Annotated in this window: 12 protein-coding genes; 6 read left to right on the top strand and 6 right to left on the bottom strand. The window is 59.7% G+C overall.

Annotation, left to right across the window (positions count from 1 at the left end):
• The first annotated feature begins 511 nt into the window (after positions 1-511).
• Positions 512-2,947: an AAA family ATPase gene (locus tag CH275_RS18015; protein WP_094679683.1), complete on the top strand. Its 2,436-nt coding sequence runs from the start codon at positions 512-514 to the stop codon at positions 2,945-2,947.
• A 759-nt stretch (positions 2,948-3,706) separates the two neighbouring features.
• Positions 3,707-4,591, top strand: coding sequence for a hypothetical protein (locus CH275_RS18010; RefSeq protein WP_143546812.1), 885 nt, complete (start codon positions 3,707-3,709; stop codon positions 4,589-4,591).
• A 1,141-nt stretch (positions 4,592-5,732) separates the two neighbouring features.
• Here CH275_RS18010 and CH275_RS18000 read toward each other — a convergent pair.
• Positions 5,733-6,410 (bottom strand): hypothetical protein, encoded by a 678-nt coding sequence (locus CH275_RS18000; RefSeq protein ID WP_094679680.1) that lies wholly within the window; start codon positions 6,408-6,410, stop codon positions 5,733-5,735.
• A 1,270-nt stretch (positions 6,411-7,680) separates the two neighbouring features.
• A complete protein-coding gene (locus CH275_RS29250) occupies positions 7,681-8,217 on the bottom strand; it encodes a hypothetical protein (RefSeq protein WP_143546811.1) in 537 nt (178 codons plus the stop codon).
• A gap of 815 nt (positions 8,218-9,032) precedes the next feature.
• On the opposite strand from CH275_RS29250, the gene CH275_RS17990 reads away from it, so the two are divergent.
• Positions 9,033-9,725: a hypothetical protein gene (locus CH275_RS17990; protein ID WP_094634017.1), complete on the top strand. Its 693-nt coding sequence runs from the start codon at positions 9,033-9,035 to the stop codon at positions 9,723-9,725.
• 18 nt (positions 9,726-9,743) lie between these two features.
• Here CH275_RS17990 and CH275_RS17985 read toward each other — a convergent pair whose 3' ends face one another.
• From CH275_RS17985 to CH275_RS17975, 3 genes are all read right to left on the bottom strand, one after another.
• Positions 9,744-10,190, bottom strand: a complete 447-nt coding sequence (locus tag CH275_RS17985) for a DUF2569 domain-containing protein (RefSeq protein ID WP_141216552.1) — start codon at positions 10,188-10,190, stop codon at positions 9,744-9,746.
• Between the two features lie 41 nt (positions 10,191-10,231).
• A complete protein-coding gene (locus tag CH275_RS17980; RefSeq protein ID WP_094634015.1) occupies positions 10,232-10,753 on the bottom strand; it encodes an ImmA/IrrE family metallo-endopeptidase in 522 nt (173 codons plus the stop codon).
• 74 nt (positions 10,754-10,827) lie between these two features.
• Positions 10,828-11,934, bottom strand: a complete 1,107-nt coding sequence (locus CH275_RS17975; protein WP_249305516.1) for an integrase — start codon at positions 11,932-11,934, stop codon at positions 10,828-10,830.
• A gap of 414 nt (positions 11,935-12,348) precedes the next feature.
• Here CH275_RS17975 and CH275_RS17970 point away from each other — a divergent pair, with 414 nt between their 5' ends.
• Both CH275_RS17970 and CH275_RS17965 read left to right on the top strand, forming a co-directional pair.
• A complete protein-coding gene (locus tag CH275_RS17970; RefSeq protein WP_094634013.1) occupies positions 12,349-13,164 on the top strand; it encodes an SDR family NAD(P)-dependent oxidoreductase in 816 nt (271 codons plus the stop codon).
• Between the two features lie 52 nt (positions 13,165-13,216).
• Positions 13,217-14,221 carry a GAF domain-containing protein gene (locus CH275_RS17965; protein WP_094634012.1) on the top strand — a complete coding sequence of 335 codons (1,005 nt, stop codon included), beginning with the start codon at positions 13,217-13,219 and terminating at the stop codon, positions 14,219-14,221.
• A gap of 95 nt (positions 14,222-14,316) precedes the next feature.
• On the opposite strand, the gene CH275_RS17960 is transcribed toward CH275_RS17965, so the two are convergent.
• The gene (locus CH275_RS17960; protein WP_094634011.1) at positions 14,317-14,769 is read right to left on the bottom strand and encodes a helix-turn-helix transcriptional regulator; all 453 of its coding nucleotides are present in this window, start codon (positions 14,767-14,769) and stop codon (positions 14,317-14,319) included.
• Positions 14,770-15,895: 1,126 nt separating this feature from the next.
• Between CH275_RS17960 and CH275_RS17955 the strand changes: the two genes are divergently transcribed.
• Positions 15,896-17,230, top strand: coding sequence for a hypothetical protein (locus CH275_RS17955; RefSeq protein WP_249305514.1), 1,335 nt, complete (start codon positions 15,896-15,898; stop codon positions 17,228-17,230).
• The last annotated feature ends 43 nt before the right edge of the window (positions 17,231-17,273 follow it).

The raw sequence follows: 17,273 nt of genomic DNA, 5'->3' as shown, positions 1-17,273 counted from the left end.
TTCAAATGTTCCATTGGAGCCCGGGGGGTCATCGGGATGTCGGTCACTTGCTGGACCGTCAAGACGCGGTCGTCGCAGACGGTGAATTCCCGTCCAGGTTGTCTGAGTACCCTTTGAGCGAGCATCTCGAGGTGCAATCCTTGACGCTCCTGACGACGGCGCATCCAAGGCCGCCACCGCCGCGAATACGCCCCATCTGACTGTGCTCGGATTCGTGCGCCAGGCACACTGCCTACGGGTACCGGATGCGCTGGTCACTCTTACTGGCTGCACCTGCGTTCGAGACTTCCGGGTCGCGCCGCTACGCAGGCGCAGGAATTGGCTACAGCGAAATAGTTTCGCCACGACCTGGTGAATGTCAGCTAAAGCCAGGAAAGTCTCTGCAAGAGCGGCGCCAACACCGCAGATCTGAAGCACTGCATCAGACCTGCGCACACCAAATGACGTTGTCCAGCACATCTGTCGGGCCCACCCCCTACCCTCAAGTTATCGTCGTTCCTCAGGAGGATCCATGCTGCTGACTCGAGTGCTCGTTCGGTTTTATCGGTCATTCAACTATGACCAGGAAGCCAAGGCAGTCCGAGGTAAGGAGTACGACTGGGAGGTGATTCATGGGCATGGGTGGTTCCCGTTCGTGGAAATCGATATCGACCCCGAAGTTACCGCAGTCGTCGGCGCGAATGAATCGGGCAAAAGCCACCTCATCGGCGCGACGATGCGCGCCCTGTCTGGGGCTGACATCTCATCAGCAGACTTCTGTCGTTACTCGCAGTTGTACTCCGTTGAAGTGGGACTAATTCGAAGTCCAGACTTCGGTGCAGAGTGCATGCTAACAACGCAAGCCGACGTGGATGCTCTGCGAGCAGCGGGCTTGACACTAGCTCTCGACGACCGCTTCATTCTTCTCCGTATGGGAGGCGGCGAAAACCTCTTGATCCGAAAGGGTCATGCACCGGTTTCGCTCGATGCGACCGGCCTTGCTGGTGTGCAAGATGTCCTACCAAAACCATATCAGTTGGAGACACGGGCGAAGATCCCGGATGTCATTTCGTTCGACGCCCTTCTCGGCCGGGAGCCCGGTCTTCTTAGTAAAAGGCGCGATCGGTTTGAGTTCGATGAGAACCTTCGAACTGGCGGGATATCGTCTTGGTCTCAGTTGATTTCAGGAATCGCTGGTGTGGCAGCACCGAGTGAGAGCACAGACGATGTCGACGAAGCGTCCATCACGAAGTCCGAGCAGCTGGGACGCGACCTGCTGCTCCTTGTCGCGCGAATCTCTCCTAGTAAATTTTCAGAACTGGAGAGCGCCATCCGAGACGGCAAGGAGGGTCAGGTTGGCGCACTGATCGAGCAGATGAACCGCTCGATAGCACGCCACCTTAATTTTCGTCGCTGGTGGCGTCAGGATCGCGACTTCGAGTTGCGCCTCGCGCCCCGCGAACGGGAGGTCGCTTTCACAATTCGCGACAAGACTGGCACGGACTATTCTTTTAGCGAGCGAAGCAGGGGGCTTACATATTTTCTTGGCTACTACGTGCAGTTACGAGCTCATGAGCGTTCGCTGTCTCGGACTGAGGTGCTCCTCATGGACGAACCCGATGCGTATTTGTCAAGTGCAGCTCAGGCTGACCTCTTGAGGGTTTTGGACGAGTTTGCGCGGCCGGAAGCAGGGAATCGGATGGATCAGGTGATCTATGTGACGCACTCCCCCTTCCTGATCAACAAGAACGCAGGTCATCGAATCCGGGTACTCGATAAGGGAACGGACCAAGAAGGCACGCGGCTCGTTAGAGACATTGTAAATAACCACTACGAGCCTCTTCGGACGTCTATTGGCGCTCACGTAGCGGAAACCGCCTTCATCGGCGGCACTAACCTACTCGTCGAAGGCCCCACAGACCAGATCCTTCTTACTGGTGCCTTGGCGCTGTTACGCCGTAGGGGCCTACCGCCGAGCACACTTATAGATCTCAACGAGGTTACGATCGTCCCGTGCGCGTCAGCTAGCCATGTGCCCTATATGGCCTACCTGGCGCGCGGACGTGACACTCGTAAACCGCCCTGCGTCGCGTTGCTTGACGACGATGACGCTGGCCGGGAGGCAATTGTCAAACTGGCGCAAGGTGAGGCAGACCGACAGCGAGTGCTCCAAGATCGACACATCGTCAATCTGGGCGATTGGGCGAAGGGGGCTGACCTCAGCTTGGGGCCAGAGGTGAGCGTGGCTGAACCCGAGGATTTGGTTCCAACGACCATTGCCGTTGAAGGCGCCCGATTCTATGCTCGTCGCTTTTTAGGCGTACCGGCTTCAGATGTGACCATGCTTCGGGCAGAGGACGTCAATGCGGCTCTCGTTGGCAGCGAAGGCAGCCTCTTCCCAGCTCTTCAACTAGCTTTTTCCAGCGCGTTTGGTGGGAAAAAGCTGCAAAAGGTCGGGTACAACAAGGAGTTGGTCCACTACCTTGAAACCGCGGTTGCGGCCAGCCCTAGGCCTGTGGGGTTGCTTGCGTTCGAACAGAACTTCGCGGCGCTCGTTGCTTTCCTCCGGGACAAGCTCGATGATGCGGCGTCTTCGGAATCCAACGTTCGCGACCTGGACCGTGTCGAACGAGTCATCAAGTCGTTTGTGCGCGATCATGCCGAAGGGATGTCTCGCGACGCAGCAAGCAGAGTTTTGCGCGACATCGAGGCGGTCCTGGAAGATAGCGATGAACACGATCCGATCAGGAAACGTCTCAGCGAACTCCGGCGGCAGCACAAGTTGTCGACAGATCCGCTCAAGCCCGTAGACGATGGAACTGGCTTCTTGGAGTCGTTGCCCGAGCTGTTGAAGCTGCCTCGGCTGTACTTCCGTGAGCATCTTGGGGGCAAGCCCGGCGGCTCAGCAAAGCGATCGGAATCAGAGCGGAAGCCTTCGAGAGGCGGCCCGGCATCCGTCGAGCAATGACCCATTCTCGCCTCAATTTAGGCCGTTCGTAGGCTGACCTGGGGGTCGGTAGGCAAGCCGGCCGCTGAGCCCGCGATCTTGCACGCTGATTCGTCTTTGTCTGCGTACACAATCAATCCGGCAGCCTCTGCGTCGGGCCATCGGCGGTCTCGTAATTCACCAGCGACAGGTGTCGCCGCGTCTGGCATATTCTGCGTCCAGGTGGCATCGCCCTGATCCCTCAAGATTCGGCTAGGTCGTCATCGCTCAGTTCGTGCCGAGGTGCAGCGCGCCCCGCCATCTAGCCGCATGTCGCACAAAAAACCATCGCAGGAGCGTGGAAGGGCAAGTCCCAATTGACGATTGGACTGGATGCCCGCCTCGTCGACATGACATTGTGCGTACTCGGCACTCCGCGAGCTCAACACTTTCGCGCCGAAATCTCACCAAAATTTCGAGTGTGTGTTGAGGCGGCCGCAAATCGGATGGTCATCGAAAATGCCCCGAACCGCATCTCTGCAGTTCGGGGCTTCTTCTTCTGTGCGCCCGAAGGGATTCGACCCCCTAACCTCGTGTTAGCTGTCAGCTCTTTCCGTAGTTGCCCATCCTTGGATATAAAAGACCTCTTAGATGCGTGGACGCAACTTTTGAGTCTTGATTACCTGCCATCCTTACTGGGCCTCATACACGGTCTCCTTGTCGTAAACGTGTCGCGGTTCGAAAGCATGCACAACACTGCCAGAATTGTTCTATGAGCATCTACCGTCTTCCCGATTTGTCGTGGTCGAGGTCATGATCGGCCCGCAACCCGAAGTCCCTGACATCCGTACCGCTGGTGAGTTCTGTCTGATGGTCTCGTCGGCAATGTCGCGAGTGGCGAACATCGACTACGCCGAACCGCACGTCGACATACATAGCTTCGATCTGGAGCGCGGGACGACGGAGTTCCCCGACCCTCTTCTCACAACGCATCGACTCGGCAAATTCTACCTACTATGCGGAGGCGACTTTGTGCACACGATTGGACTATCACTGCTCGAAGAACAGCCCAAAGTTGTTTCGCCCGCAGTGCTGGCGAGATCAGCCGCAGAGTACTCCAGCCGGAGCTGGTACATCTCAGATCCAGAGGACACTGTCGACACCCGTCTCGCGAAAATGATCAAGCTGGTCGGATCAGGCCTGGCTGAGGCTGGATTCTCGGATCCACGCCTCGACCCCGTCGACGCGCAGTTCGCAAGTGGTTTCAACCGTTGGGTCAGCCAACAAAAGCAGCTACCCAAGCTGCCGAAACCGAACTACAAGAAGCTGATTGAATTGATGGTCCCGGAGATTGGAGGCCAAGAATATGACGCACTATCTGGCTACGTCCATGCAAGCGCCGTTACGGTGATTGGCGCTGTGATCGGCGTGCAACTAGAACTGAATTCTCGACGTCTCAATGCCTGGAAACAGGTGGCATTCGCGACACTTGGAGGGATCTCCGCTGCGTCTCGGATGGAGTTGCTACGTACAGGTTCTGTTTCCCAAGAAGTCTCCGAACTGAGTAGCGCTTGGAGGCAACTGGTTCACTCGTATGAATCCGTCATCGATCGGGTACTGCCGTCCGATGGCGCACGAATCGCCGAGGCTGACCGTGCGTTCCGTGATCAGTTCCCAGACAGCTAGGTCATGCTAGGACGGCTCCGCGGACTCTATAACTCGGTCATCCAATTGAATGATCTACTTCATCGCCCAACACGTCCGCAGATTTCGGCATCTGCCCGCGATCCATCTAGCACCATTCGCCCCTGGCCGAAGCACAGTGGGATGATTTGGACGCCTCAGGAGCGCTATCGCCGGCGATCCTGCTTGCGATCTTGTTGTGGCTGCTGACGTTTGAGTAAAACAAGATGCCGTACATGCCGGGGCCCAGTCGCCTCAGCGGCCCTTCCGACGGGTCGGATCCTGCCCGTCGGTATGTGGATCTCGGAAGCCCAGCTCTCACGCGCAGGCGGGCAGGGACAGAATGTGCCAGAACGACGTTGCTTACGCGAACGGTTGTGCCTTGCCGTCATTTCCGACGTAGAAGCAGAGACCTTAGTTTGCGCAGTCTTTCTCGACGTCTGGAGAACAGACGACACCCCCCACGGAACGATCCAAAACACGTCCAAGTGGCTCCATTCCAAGGCGCATGCAAGAGATACGGTACGCGTAGCGAACCGCGCGCTTTACCTCGACCTGAGGCTTGAGTTCACCTTCTTAGCAGGGTCTGCCACAGCCGATCCGAACGGCGGTTTCTTGCAATTAGGCGACGTGGGGCTGGATTCGGTGATGGTTCCAGACTTCACGTATCCCCTCAGCATTGGTAATGTCGGACGAATTACGTTGGGCTTCTGAGGACGTCGGGCTCCGCCATCGCGTCCGCGTAGTGCTATTGAACGACGGACCACGGGTCAACCGCAGCGGCACCGAGCAAACCCTGGACCTCGCTCGAATCGAAAGCGACCGTTGTTTCACCCGAACGGTGTTCTGCCGCCAGTTCTCGTGCTAATCCATGCGCCCTACTAAGTAAATGCTGGTCTTAACTGGCTGGGAGCAGCACTCGGACTGAAGCGCGGACGCATCGGTACCTGGAATGGCCTAGCCCTTGAACTTCTTGCCTGCGAAGCCAAAAGGCATTCCACGCTGTTCGCGCGGCGCCGTATACCCTGAAGGCTTGTCAGACTTCAAGATTCGTATGGCGTCCCGCTTTCGCGCATCGCCAACTGTTTCACGCTGCTGTGCAGTCATTTCGTTACCTGTCCTAACGTGGCGGTCCTTGCCTCAATCATAGCGCGGCCCCTTGAGGGGTACCGGACATTGAAGCAGCGTCGAGGGCGTAGCTGGCGGCAGCGATAGCGGACAGGACACACATGGCAGGTATGTCACGTTTGCTAAGGTCGCCAACCTCCATGCAGTCGACGGTCAGGACGCCGAAAATCTCGGTGTCCGTCGCCGCGACGGGGTACGTGAGATAGGTCTTGTAGATCAAGGACGCGTCGTCGACTTCCTCTACAAACCGATATTTGTTCTTCATTGTTTGCCTCGAAGTCTCGTGAGACTTCTTGAACGTACGCGTTGACTTGTCACCTCGACCGGCAAAACATCCAGGCTCTAGGATCATTTCGTCGCCATTCCTGCGGAATAGGTTGGCGCGGGTTCCAGTCGCCGCCGCCGGTGCAACGATGACGGACGCGGCAGCCACCACGCCCTGACGGACCCGAGCGCAGTACTGGCTCCGAAGACCGGGGTCTTGAGTAGCCACGGCCTCTGCGAGGAGTTGCAACAGCGGGCTAAGATCCTTGTCAAGAAGCTGGTACCGCTCCGTTGCTAGAGCGGCTTGCACACTTCGACGCTTGACCGCTGCCGCGACAACCACGACGACCATCAGCAAAAGCAGAACTACGCCGACAGCGATGAAAATCTTCCGGTGATTTCCTGTGACGAGCGAGCTGAAGCCGATCATCCCACCTGCGCCAGCTCCTAGAACACCAGCGATCGCGTCTGAACTGCTTGTCAGAACACCCCAGGCACCTTGCGTACTCAACTCCACGAGAGACGACTCTAAGCGCTGGGGCACCACGGGAGCTTGGCGCATCATTTTAGACTGCCCGACGGCGCGCCCGGCTTACCGAGAGCCGGTCTGAATCCGCCATCATGTGCGGGCCCCTTGGCGGCTTCGCCTGACGTCCCTAGTCAGGACCACTCCGTCGAAGCGCCACTCTCTTTGCAAGAGAGTGGTTCTGCAAACTCAATTCGTCCACCCAGTTCACCTGCCAAACGCTGCCGTCCCGCACTTTGCGCGTTGGAGTTCTGCAAACAGAACCAGCACCGGGATGGCGGGGACTCACGTTTCCGTGTCGTCGAGCCGAGCGCCGACAATGAAAAAGAGTCCCCCTCCTGCAGATTCGCAGGTGGGGGACTCTTTTCTTGTGCGCCCGAAGGGATTCGAACCCCTAACCTCTTGGTAGTAGCTCACACGGATTTGCGGACCGATATGGATCCACATACACCATCCGGCCAGCTGTTTTCGCAATTCAAGTATCCACCGAAGTTCTGATGGAACCACCCGAACCGAGATCAAAGTGTTGAGTAAGTGTTGAGCGAGTTCCAGGGTCGAGCGTCCTGCGAAGTCTCACTCAGTCCATCAACGTCTGCCCGTTTAACGGGCCCGGTGCCACCTGGGCAGGGCAGGTCCAACTGGTCGGTGCGTCAACGAGCACGGAGGTCCGACGACGCAGCATGTGACTGCGCATATCGGCACCGATCTCGCCGTGCGAACACGATGGCCTCGGGCGCGCCCGACGTAAACGGCAGTTACCGCACCGTCAAGGTTCCTTGACGGATGTGTATGCACCTCGGGTCGTGACCACCAAACCTCGACCCGACTGAGCCGCTTCGCCGGGCCGCTACGCCGGTGTACTTACACCTCAAAACTGCCGCTGGGAGGGCAGGTCTCGAACCGTTCTAATAATGACGGAGACTGTCACCACCTCACGAAGGAAATGAGGGATCAGAGACTCCGATAGCCTGTCGAGCCCTCGTCACGCGTTAGTTTTTCTCTTACGTTCCTTTGGTGTCGTCTATCCTTGCGTCAGAACTCCCGCCGGTCCCACCAGCAGTAGTCGTTGAGATTTTCGTCTTTCTCGTATCGGACACCAATCTCCGTCAGCCACGTAATGACTCGCTCGCAAGTCGCCTGCAGAACTGTCGTGAGAAACTCTACGGATGCTGGTTCATTGGCAGCAGGCACACTGGCGAACAGTTCGAATATGTCCGGCCAAAACTGACCGATGTATTCGTCCCACCCGGTCGGCAGTGGGCTCGGGGGGAAGTGGCTCTCGGTCCCCTGCCGTGTATTCTGCCGCCAGATAGCCAAGAGCTTTCACCATCTCTTTCGCTGCACCCAGCGCTTGCATCGCGGCTCGCCTGGGGTTGTCGTCAATGTGGGCAGCGCTCTCGTTCAATGCGCGTCGAAAATGCTCTACATCGTCACTTGCGGTGGACTCATGGGTCGGAGTCATGGTCACGCGACGGTTGGCTGCCAACTCACAGCGAAATTCATCGATTGCTTCACCAACGTAGTGACGCCATGCTCGAACGGTTGGCGAACCCGTCAAGCTATCAACGTAGTCGCTTGAGTCCGTGCTGCTCAGATGCATCAAGATGTGCTGTGGCTCATGTGCCGCAAGGTGTTCCAAGATTTGCGTTTGGTCGTCGACTTCGGCCTGGGATTCGGGAGATTCGTTCAGAAAACGTTCCCAGTCGATCACAACGTCCCACGTGTCGTCACTAGCCAGCACGGTCTTGGCTTGAGCTATGTTCGCCCCCCTCGTTGTGGTTTAACCCGAACCTCCTTTTCCGTACAAATCCGGTTGGAGGTTGGCGAGGGTGGCAGCCATCGACGCCGTGATTCGGATTCGAACGACCACGTCGTCCGGGAGGTACTCATCGAAGACAGCCAGCACCATTTGACGACGACGGCTGAGAAGTCCGCGCGGAACGATGCCAGGTAGCAGTGATGGCCCACCTCGCCACTCAAACTCGTCCTGAATCACGGTGCGTATACCGTCATAGACCACTGCCTTGTTGGACGTACGCCCACCCGCGGCGGTCTCACGTTCCAACGGCTTCTTCCGATCCCGTTTCCTGGACATGTAGTGATCATGCCGACAGACACCGACACATAGCGCTGCACATGCCGGCGAACCGCACGGAAGTTACGGTGGGCACAACGCGATTCCCCATCGCTCGCTACGCGCGCCGGCGCAGGCTTGGCCTGATTGGCGGATGAGCCGGAAGCAGCTTTTGGAGGTGGTAACGGCGATTTACTGCACTGCCCGCCGTTATGTGGTCTGATGCAGTCGTGCTCCGGAAAGCCATTTACTCGCTCGGCCTGGCTCAACATCCACCGCTTGGACGTGTAGTTTCCAGAGTGGAGCGAGGTTGCACTTTGATCAACTGGTCTATGCGCGGGCCTACGGCCCCCGACTTTCCAGACAGCGATAGCTCTCTTGCCCGTGATGACGCTCCGGCTCTTCCCGAAATACCTCCCCGAGGCGTGGTAGGCGCGGCGGTCGGACCGATCATGTGGGCCACCGACCAACTTTCGGCATTGCATATTTTGACCGACCAAGTCGCCCACACAATGCCGTTCAACCACCATGCGGCGAGTTTTATGTCGTTGTGCCGGACAGCATTCGAGTGCTCTTCGCAGGCAATCTGGGTAATGTCCTCCCCAGATCGCGAGATTAGACGACGGCGCGCAGCCGGGATGTCGCTCGCAAACGTTGGCGACGCCAAGCGATACCTTGACGGTGAGATCTCACTGGCACTGGGTCGAGGGGAACCCGGCCCGACATTGGAGCGCGACGAAGTCCAAGGATGGATTGCCGAGTTGAACCGACTCGGCCCGCAATCGGCAAAACCCACCGCGAGGGTTATCGCAGCCGGACGATGGATCCAGGACAACTCTCCTCCACACCTGGCGGCAGAAATTGGCTCCAGACCGATTGGACTACTTGTCGAGCAGCAGTACAACGTATGTTCGAGCTTCAGCCACGGAGAAACCTGGCCGGCTACCCTTGTCGGAGGTGACATCTCATCGATGTTTTCGATGATGGCAGACGCTATCGCGGTAGCTGTCTACGTCACCGAATGCGCAGTTGCGTTGATCGAAGCGCACGCCACCACCACCGGATCGACACGGGCGATTCACTATCCAGACCGTTTGAGTTCGACCATTAGGGCTTGGCAGCCAATTTACAGCTGGACAGACTAACGAACTGACCGAACGGAGCTACACCGAATCAGTTGGACTCGGCCGTATCAGCCTAGCCCGGGAAGCATTGCTGCCTGGGTTGTCGAACAAATAGTTCGCAATTATGTACGCGATGCCGAGCACCTCGACGACCGTTGCGCTGATCCAGGCAATCATCACTGAGTCTGCAATATCCCCCTTGTTCCAGATCATGAAGATCGTGAACAGGACAAAGTTTCCGAACAGGCTTCCGACTACGGTTAATCCGGCCCACTTGAAAAAACGCTTGCGCAGCCTGTTCTGTTGCCGGGCCTTCTTCTGTTCAGCCCGGTTCATTTTCGCCAGGTGGTTCCGACCCTCTTCTGCGGTCCCCATGAAAGTTGGATGCTGACTTTGGAGGTCACTCAACTTGGCGTTGTCGAAGAACTCGTCCAAGTCCTCAGGGTCCGGATTCGCTTCAAGCCATGCATCGAAGTCATCATCCATAGGGCCGTTGTCGTCTGGTGCCCCAAACTCCTCGCCGTGCACTAACTTTTGCCCAGTCGCCGCAACCGGGTCTGCATTGCTGGAAGCGAGATGTCGAAGGCCTTGGCCATCTCGATTGTGCTCATGCCGCGGGCTGACAGCATCTTCACAGCTTGAGGCGGGGCAAGAAGGTTTCCTGCGAACTCATCGGCGTAGAACTCGTGCAAGTCGCGGCCAGCGGGTGCACCGCGGTAATCAGTGAAAGAGAACGACCCCTCCGGGTCGACCTTCACGCGTTCGATGTAGTGACCGATTTCGTGGGCGACGGTGAAGTTCTGCCGCGCAGGCGTGTCATTTTCGTCCACAATGATCTGAGGGGCTCGCCCCTTCTTGCGAATCAACATGCCAGAGATGCCCGGATCCAGGGTCATATAGGTGATCTCGATACCAAGGCTTCGCGCGATCGAGAAGGGATCGATTGGTAGTTGGGTACCCCAATGCGCCCGACGCGTTTCCTGCGCATCTTCGAGCGCAGCATCTTTTACCAGTGCCACCGACTTCACCTCCTCCTGGCCAACCGTCACGACCAAATTACTTACATGTTATTCCACGAGCTGACGTGGCTCCAGTTGCCGCCCCACGCGAATCGGCGCAGTACTTACAGGCCGATGTCGGTAACGGCGTTGCCCACCAGCGGTGCGTATTCGCGGCGGTACACCTCGACGGAGTCGAGTCTGGCGTGTCCGGTCTGTCGGGCGATGGCGGATCCGTCGGCACCGTTGCGGTTGCCTTGGGTGACGAAACCGGCGCGGAGCGAGTGGCCTCCGAGCTTGGCGAGAGCCTTGAGGTCGTATCCGGCATGTTCGGCGCGGCGGCGGATGGTTTGGTGGATTGCCGCTCCGGATAGCGCGGTGGAACCGAGATTGCCGTTCTTGGTGACTGTACGAAGCAGGGGCACCCGTGCGGCGGTGCGGGGCACCCTCCCACGGCACACGTGACCGTCGAATGGATCCCGCTTCCTGAGAAGCCGGATCACTGAAGGCCGGCCGCCGGCATCGAAGGCGGCGACCACCTGCGCCCATCGGACGTACGCGCAGGGCGGGCAGGTCTGGTGGGACTCCGTGTAGGGCAGGGCTTTCACCGCTCCCCTACCCTCCTGGTCGGTCTTCGACTTACGTAGCCGGATGTGGAGTCCGTCGTGCCGGTGCACGGTGACGTCTCCGCAGACCATCTCGGAGAGTTCGCTGCGGCGGTAGGCACCGGCGAACCCGAGGAGCAGAATGGCCGAATCGCGGCGTTCAAGGACCTCGTCGGCCCAGCCGTGACACCGTTCCCGCGCGGTCGCGACGAGCAGCTTGATGTCGTCGACCAGCAACGGGTCTCGCGGGGTGCGGGGTCGGTCCCCCGCGGCCGCGTACTCCCGCCGGATCCCCGACAGGGTTGCAGTGACGAGTTCGTGCGCGGAGGGCGATAGATGTCCGGTGGTTCGGTGTTGGTGGTTGATCGCCGCGATCCAAGTACCGAACGTGGCGACGGCATAGGCCCGCTCCCCTGCTTCGGTGCGGGTATCGGCGGCGTCGACGAGGTAGGCGGCGACAGTGACCGGGTGCGCCGGTAGCGTCACGTGACCATTCGTCTCGCACCAGCTTGTGAAGCGTTTCCACGCGGCCGCGTAGGTCTTGCGCGTTCCCTCGGAGCGGGAGGACTGCACGGCGCTTGCGATCCGCTTCGCGACGGCGGGCGGGATCTCCGGCTCGACAGCCATCGGCCTTCCCGTGCCCGAAATGCCTGCGGAAGGGGTCACCGCATGTGTTCGGCCTGGTCGGAAGTCCATATGCGCAGCCTAACGCAGATTGCCGACGTCTCTGCAGAGCGAAACTGTGCTGAACTGGTGTTTTCCTCAAGACGGCGCGGAAAATGCAATTTACCGCGGCGACATTAGATCGACTTTCCGACACCTATCTACACCGACCGTCCCGCAAATGCGTTGCCAACATTTACGGACCCGAGTCGTACTCACGCATATGGTTCACCGCTCGTCCGAGCGCCTCCGAACAAAGCGCACCGGAACGACTAGATACAAAACGAAATACAGACCAGCTGGTTGCTAGCGCGACTGCAAGCCTTTCGTTACTGTTCCTAGTTACCCAAGGTAGCGAGGCGCAGGAGGGGCGAGCAGATGCCAGGTGAATGGAAAGCAGCGATTACCGGCGCGGGTTCGGGCGTAGGCCGCGAGATCGCCTTGCAGCTAGCACAACAGAAGTGGTCACTCGCGCTCGCCGACAGCAACTACGACGCCCTCCTCGACACACAGTCTCGATGTGCTGCGACGGCCGCGATCGCGCGAGCGACCCGTGTCGACGTCTCCAGCCGGGCCGAAATCACTTCGTGGGCCGCATCTTCGCGCAATGGGCTCGGCGGTATTGATGCGGTCTTCAACGTCGCAGGTGTTCTATATAGCGGCGATGTCATCGACACTCCCCCAGCTGATTTCGATCTCGTGATGGCAACCAACTTCGAGAGCGTCGTCAACAGCTCTCGCGCTTTTCTGCCGGACATTCTAACGTCACGTCGAGGCCGAATTATCAACGTGTCGTCCGCATTTGGAGTCATGTCCGCACCAGGCTACTCGGCATACAACTCATCCAAATTTGCCGTTCGGGGCTTTACCGAAGCCCTGAACCAGGAACTCCGCCTGGCGTCACGAACCGCGCGTGCGACCTGTGTGATCCCTGGTGGACTCAAGACGTCGATCGCTCGGACGGCGCGGGCGGCACCGGGCGTTGATCACGTGCGGACTGCCGATTTTTTCGATAGACGCATAGCCCGAACCACCCCCGAAGTGGCCGCCCAAAAAATCATTGCGGGTGCGTGGAGGGGGAAGTCGCAGGTGACAATAGGGAACGACGCCCGCCTCGTCGCCGCGACAACGCGCGTGCTTGGCCCTCACTACCAACGGCTGCTGCCTTCGCTCCGAGCACTGCGACGGACCTAGCAAGTCGTCATCAACAGAAACCACTCACCAGACCTGCGGGGGTCGGTCAACCATGTCGAATAGCTGGATCCTGATAGAGACGTTCGGAGATGAAGAGCCGTCCGTGATCGGAGTTGGGTCCTCGCCCAAGTCTTTTGTTTCACCTCGTCATGTTCTGCGCAGCTCCGCCAGCCGCAACGAGGCACTGGCCGCGGTGACGGAGACGCTTGTTACGGGAGCCATGGTGGATCGGCTGTCCAGAGACCGATACAGGCGAGTACTGGCCGAACCACTGCAAACCTTTGCGGGCCGTACGCACGGGGCATGGGTGTGGCTCGGCCGGCGCGATGAGACTCCACCTCCGCGAGACGCCACCGGGGCGTGGCAGTTCAACCTCACGAATAGCACAGCAAGCGGAAGCAATGATCTACTCGATTTGTACCGCGTTCCGCAAAACGAGCGCGAGACCCAGCGCGCACTCGCGGGAGCGTTCACCCGACTTGTCACAAACCGTGACGAGAGCGAAGCTATGGCCAAGATCGTGCAGTCAGCACCGGGCACTACCCATCAAGCAGTTTGGACAGTGAGACGGGACGACGGCGAACTTCGGGCCGCGCACTTCTCGTGCCGGATGATTGCCGAAGACCAGGCTGCGGGCACCGAAATAATCCTGAGGGGCATCACGCATGACATCGGCCCCGCAGGTGAAATCACTATCGCTCCCCCACCCACGATACTCGAGCATCGTGTCCTGGAGGCGTCTACCAAGGAGGGCGAGTACCGCGCACTGGTCAACCTCAGGACTCTGAACTTGTTGCGCTGGTACAACTCTGAACCTGTACCGAATATCTGCTGGGAAAACCTTCCCGACGAACCGGTACCGGCCATTCATCCGGACGACGTACCAATTGCGAAGCAAATGTCGAATGCACTCGCACGCGAACGCACTAACGCCGTGCTTCGATTCAGAACTCTCGACGGACATTGGAAGCCCATGAAAGTCAACGCGGTTCTGGTCTCGCTTGATCAGCACACCACGGCCGCACTTGTCACTCTGACCGAATTGTGCGAAGAGTAAAAAATCTCGCGGATCCATGCGGATCTACAGAGACTATTGCGGACTCACGTCGATCGCAGCGCCCGCACTGCACGTACGTTTAATAGTTGCGTTTTTTACAAGGACTGCGCGCGTGTCGTGCGTGCATCGCGAGTTCGACTCCATGCAGCTGCCACCGTTCGGGTGGATACCCCATACGCTTCCGCAAGCGACTCGATGCGCTCCTCCGTCTCAGGCTTGCGCCCCCGCTCGATGTCGGCGAGAACAGTGGCCGACATCCCCAACATCCGCGCAGCGTCGCCCTGGGAAAGCGCCGCATGCACCCTCAGGTCGGACAATTTGAGCTGAGACTCCGGAATCGGAACTAAGGCTGCGACCGACGTGTGCAGGGCATTCGCGATTCGACCAAGGGTCGCCGGCGGTGGCGTTGAACGCCCCGTTTCCCAGGTGGATACCGCTTGCCTAGTCGCGCCCACAGTCGCCGCAAGGTCGTCAGCACTGAACCCAGCGCGTACCCGAAGCTCGCGCAACCGATCGGCCCGAAATCCACGAACCCCGCTTCGCGGCACTGTCCCCACTCTCTATCGACCTTCCAAGACAGCTTCATCTTCCTCGATCCACGTCAACCTCGATGTCTTGTGCGTTTTATAGTTGCGCGCTATCGTTGCAACAATGCGCTCGCCCGTTCCGAGTTCCACAACCTTCAACCAATTGCGCGGTGCACCAAACCTGTTCTACAGTCCTATTGCGCGCCCAAAAGGGATTCCTCGGTGCTTGTCGCTCTCGGCACTGCTTGTAGCGCGGGACATTAGGACGGTTTGCTCACAGATTCCGTCCGATCATTCCTGTCGGGAGTTCCACATGGTCACGTCGCTCGCGGTTTCCGCTCCACCATTGCCGTCGACAGCTAAGCCCAGAATTGGACAGCTTCGAAGTTCAGTGCTGGGCCAACACGGACGAGGCGCGACGACAAGTGCGTTCGACCGACATTGCCACTTTAGCCAAGGGTGTGGGGGTGGACCGAGGTGAGTGCCGCACGGGATGCGATGGAGTCAACTTTCCTCGCACAGAGACAGTTTTGCGCGTCAATCGTCGTGAATCGGACACATGGTGACTTGATTGCATGCTCGCTCGACCACGGGCATTCCGGTCGCCACCAGTACATCGGTGACGACGGAGCCCTGCTAGCCGAGTGGGGTCCATCCACATCGTGCACTGATCGATCCATTACTTCCAGTAAGCCGTAGACCTGGCGGTTCGAATTGCAGCCCGACCCGAGTGGGCTTCTGCTGATAGTCCCGCTCGTGAGCTACAGGAGCTCCCCCGACGTCCTGTAGCTCGAACGGTGGACCGGCGCGAGGGTCGCGCAGTAAGCGCATTTCATCATGTTCGGTACTGCGCGGCCCCGCCGGGACATCACCCCTCGAACCCACACCCGTTCTGACAGAGAGGATTTCGATACCCGATGTGGATTTTCCAGCAGCCTTGGTTCTGGTCGGTGTTCTTCGGCTGGCTCTGAGCCTCTAGCACGTGATGGGTGCGTGCGACTGGCCCACAACCTATGGATCGCACGCACCCATCCACTTTCTCCACTCACTTGATCTAGAACCAATCGTCGCCAGAACGGTTGCTCCGCAATCGCATTCACCAGAACGACCCGACCATCGGGTCGCACCAGGAAGGGATCGACACACAATGCCAGCAACACCGGGCACCGGACACCACCGCTCACCCAACACGCGAGGGCGGGTGATCAAATCGCTGCCCGCCATGGCCGCGGTGACGATCGCAGGCCTGACCATGCAGGCCGCTCCCGCGCAGGCCGCACCCTCACAGCCGGGCGTCATCGCCCCGCAGGAATCACAGCCGGGCGTCACCGGCACACCGCAAACGGCTCCGGCCACCCCGCCGCCGGCCGCACCGGAAGAACGCCAGTACCTACCCGGCTACCAGCCATCACCACAGGTCCAGCAGACCCCGTCGCGTAGCTATGACGACTACCTGGCCGGTAACCAGCAGTCCTCGTACTACCAGAACACCTACTACGAAGCCCCTGCTCCGCAGGCCGCCCCGAGCGAAGCACCCCCGGCATTGCAGGCGACTCCGCCGCCCCCGCCGCCGGTCCCGACGGTGCAGCGCAAGGTCATCGCCCCGATCGACGCACCTGACGGGTACTTCCTCGTCGGCGGTGAACTCGTGCCGTACGACCCGAACATCGTGGACCGCAATTTCGTCGAGCAGTTCAACAACACCACCCAGGCAATTCAAGCCGACGGTGGTAACTGGCTCGTGGACAACGGTTTCGCCGATGCACCTCGTGCCGACCGCATCGCGGCCGGTACCGCCACCGGTGTCATCACCGGTGGCGCTGTCGGCCTGGCTGCATCGGTGGCCCCGGCCGCAGTGATCACTGGCACCGGTGCTGCTATCGGTGGCGCGCTCGGACTTGCGGCGACGACCGCAGCCACACCCGCGGTCATCTGGGCCGGACCGGTGGGGTACATCTTCGTTCCCGGTGCGGCCGCACTTGCCGGTGCCGGCGTCGGCGCTGCCCTGTCGGCACCGATCGTGCTGGGTCTGACCGGCGCTGGCGCTGCCATCGGCGGTGTCCTCGGTGCCACCGTTCTCGGCGGCGAACAGCAGATCATCGAAGAGCCGGCCCCCGCACCCGCGGTGGTTCCCCCGGCCGCCGACAGCGTCCCGGCGATCCCGCCGGCCGCGACCGTCGATCTCCCCGGACCCGTCGGGCAGGTCCGCGACACTCTTGCTGCCGACCCGAACGGCCGCCAGGTGCTCGCGGCCGCCGACACCGCAGTCCAGAACGCGGCACCGATCGTCGACAAGGCCGTCAGCGACGCGTCGGTGTGGACCGCACCTGCCGTCGAAGCAGCACAGGGGTTCACCTCGAAGGCCCTCGAGCAGCCTGCCGTCGCCGACACCGTCGCCGCGGTCACCACCGCAGCAGCACCGATCGTCGATCAGGCCAACGCCGCGCTCGCAGGACTGAACGCCGCCTTCGCCCCTGCGTGACCGCTCTCTCCCCGGATTCATCTGTCCCCGAAAGGATTCACCC

The sequence above is a fragment of the Rhodococcus sp. 06-235-1A genome, from assembly GCF_002258785.1.
Taxonomy (GTDB): Bacteria; Actinomycetota; Actinomycetes; order Mycobacteriales; family Mycobacteriaceae; genus Rhodococcoides.
Note: the sequence above shows the minus strand (reverse complement) of the source record. Positions and strands in the feature narration are given on the sequence as shown.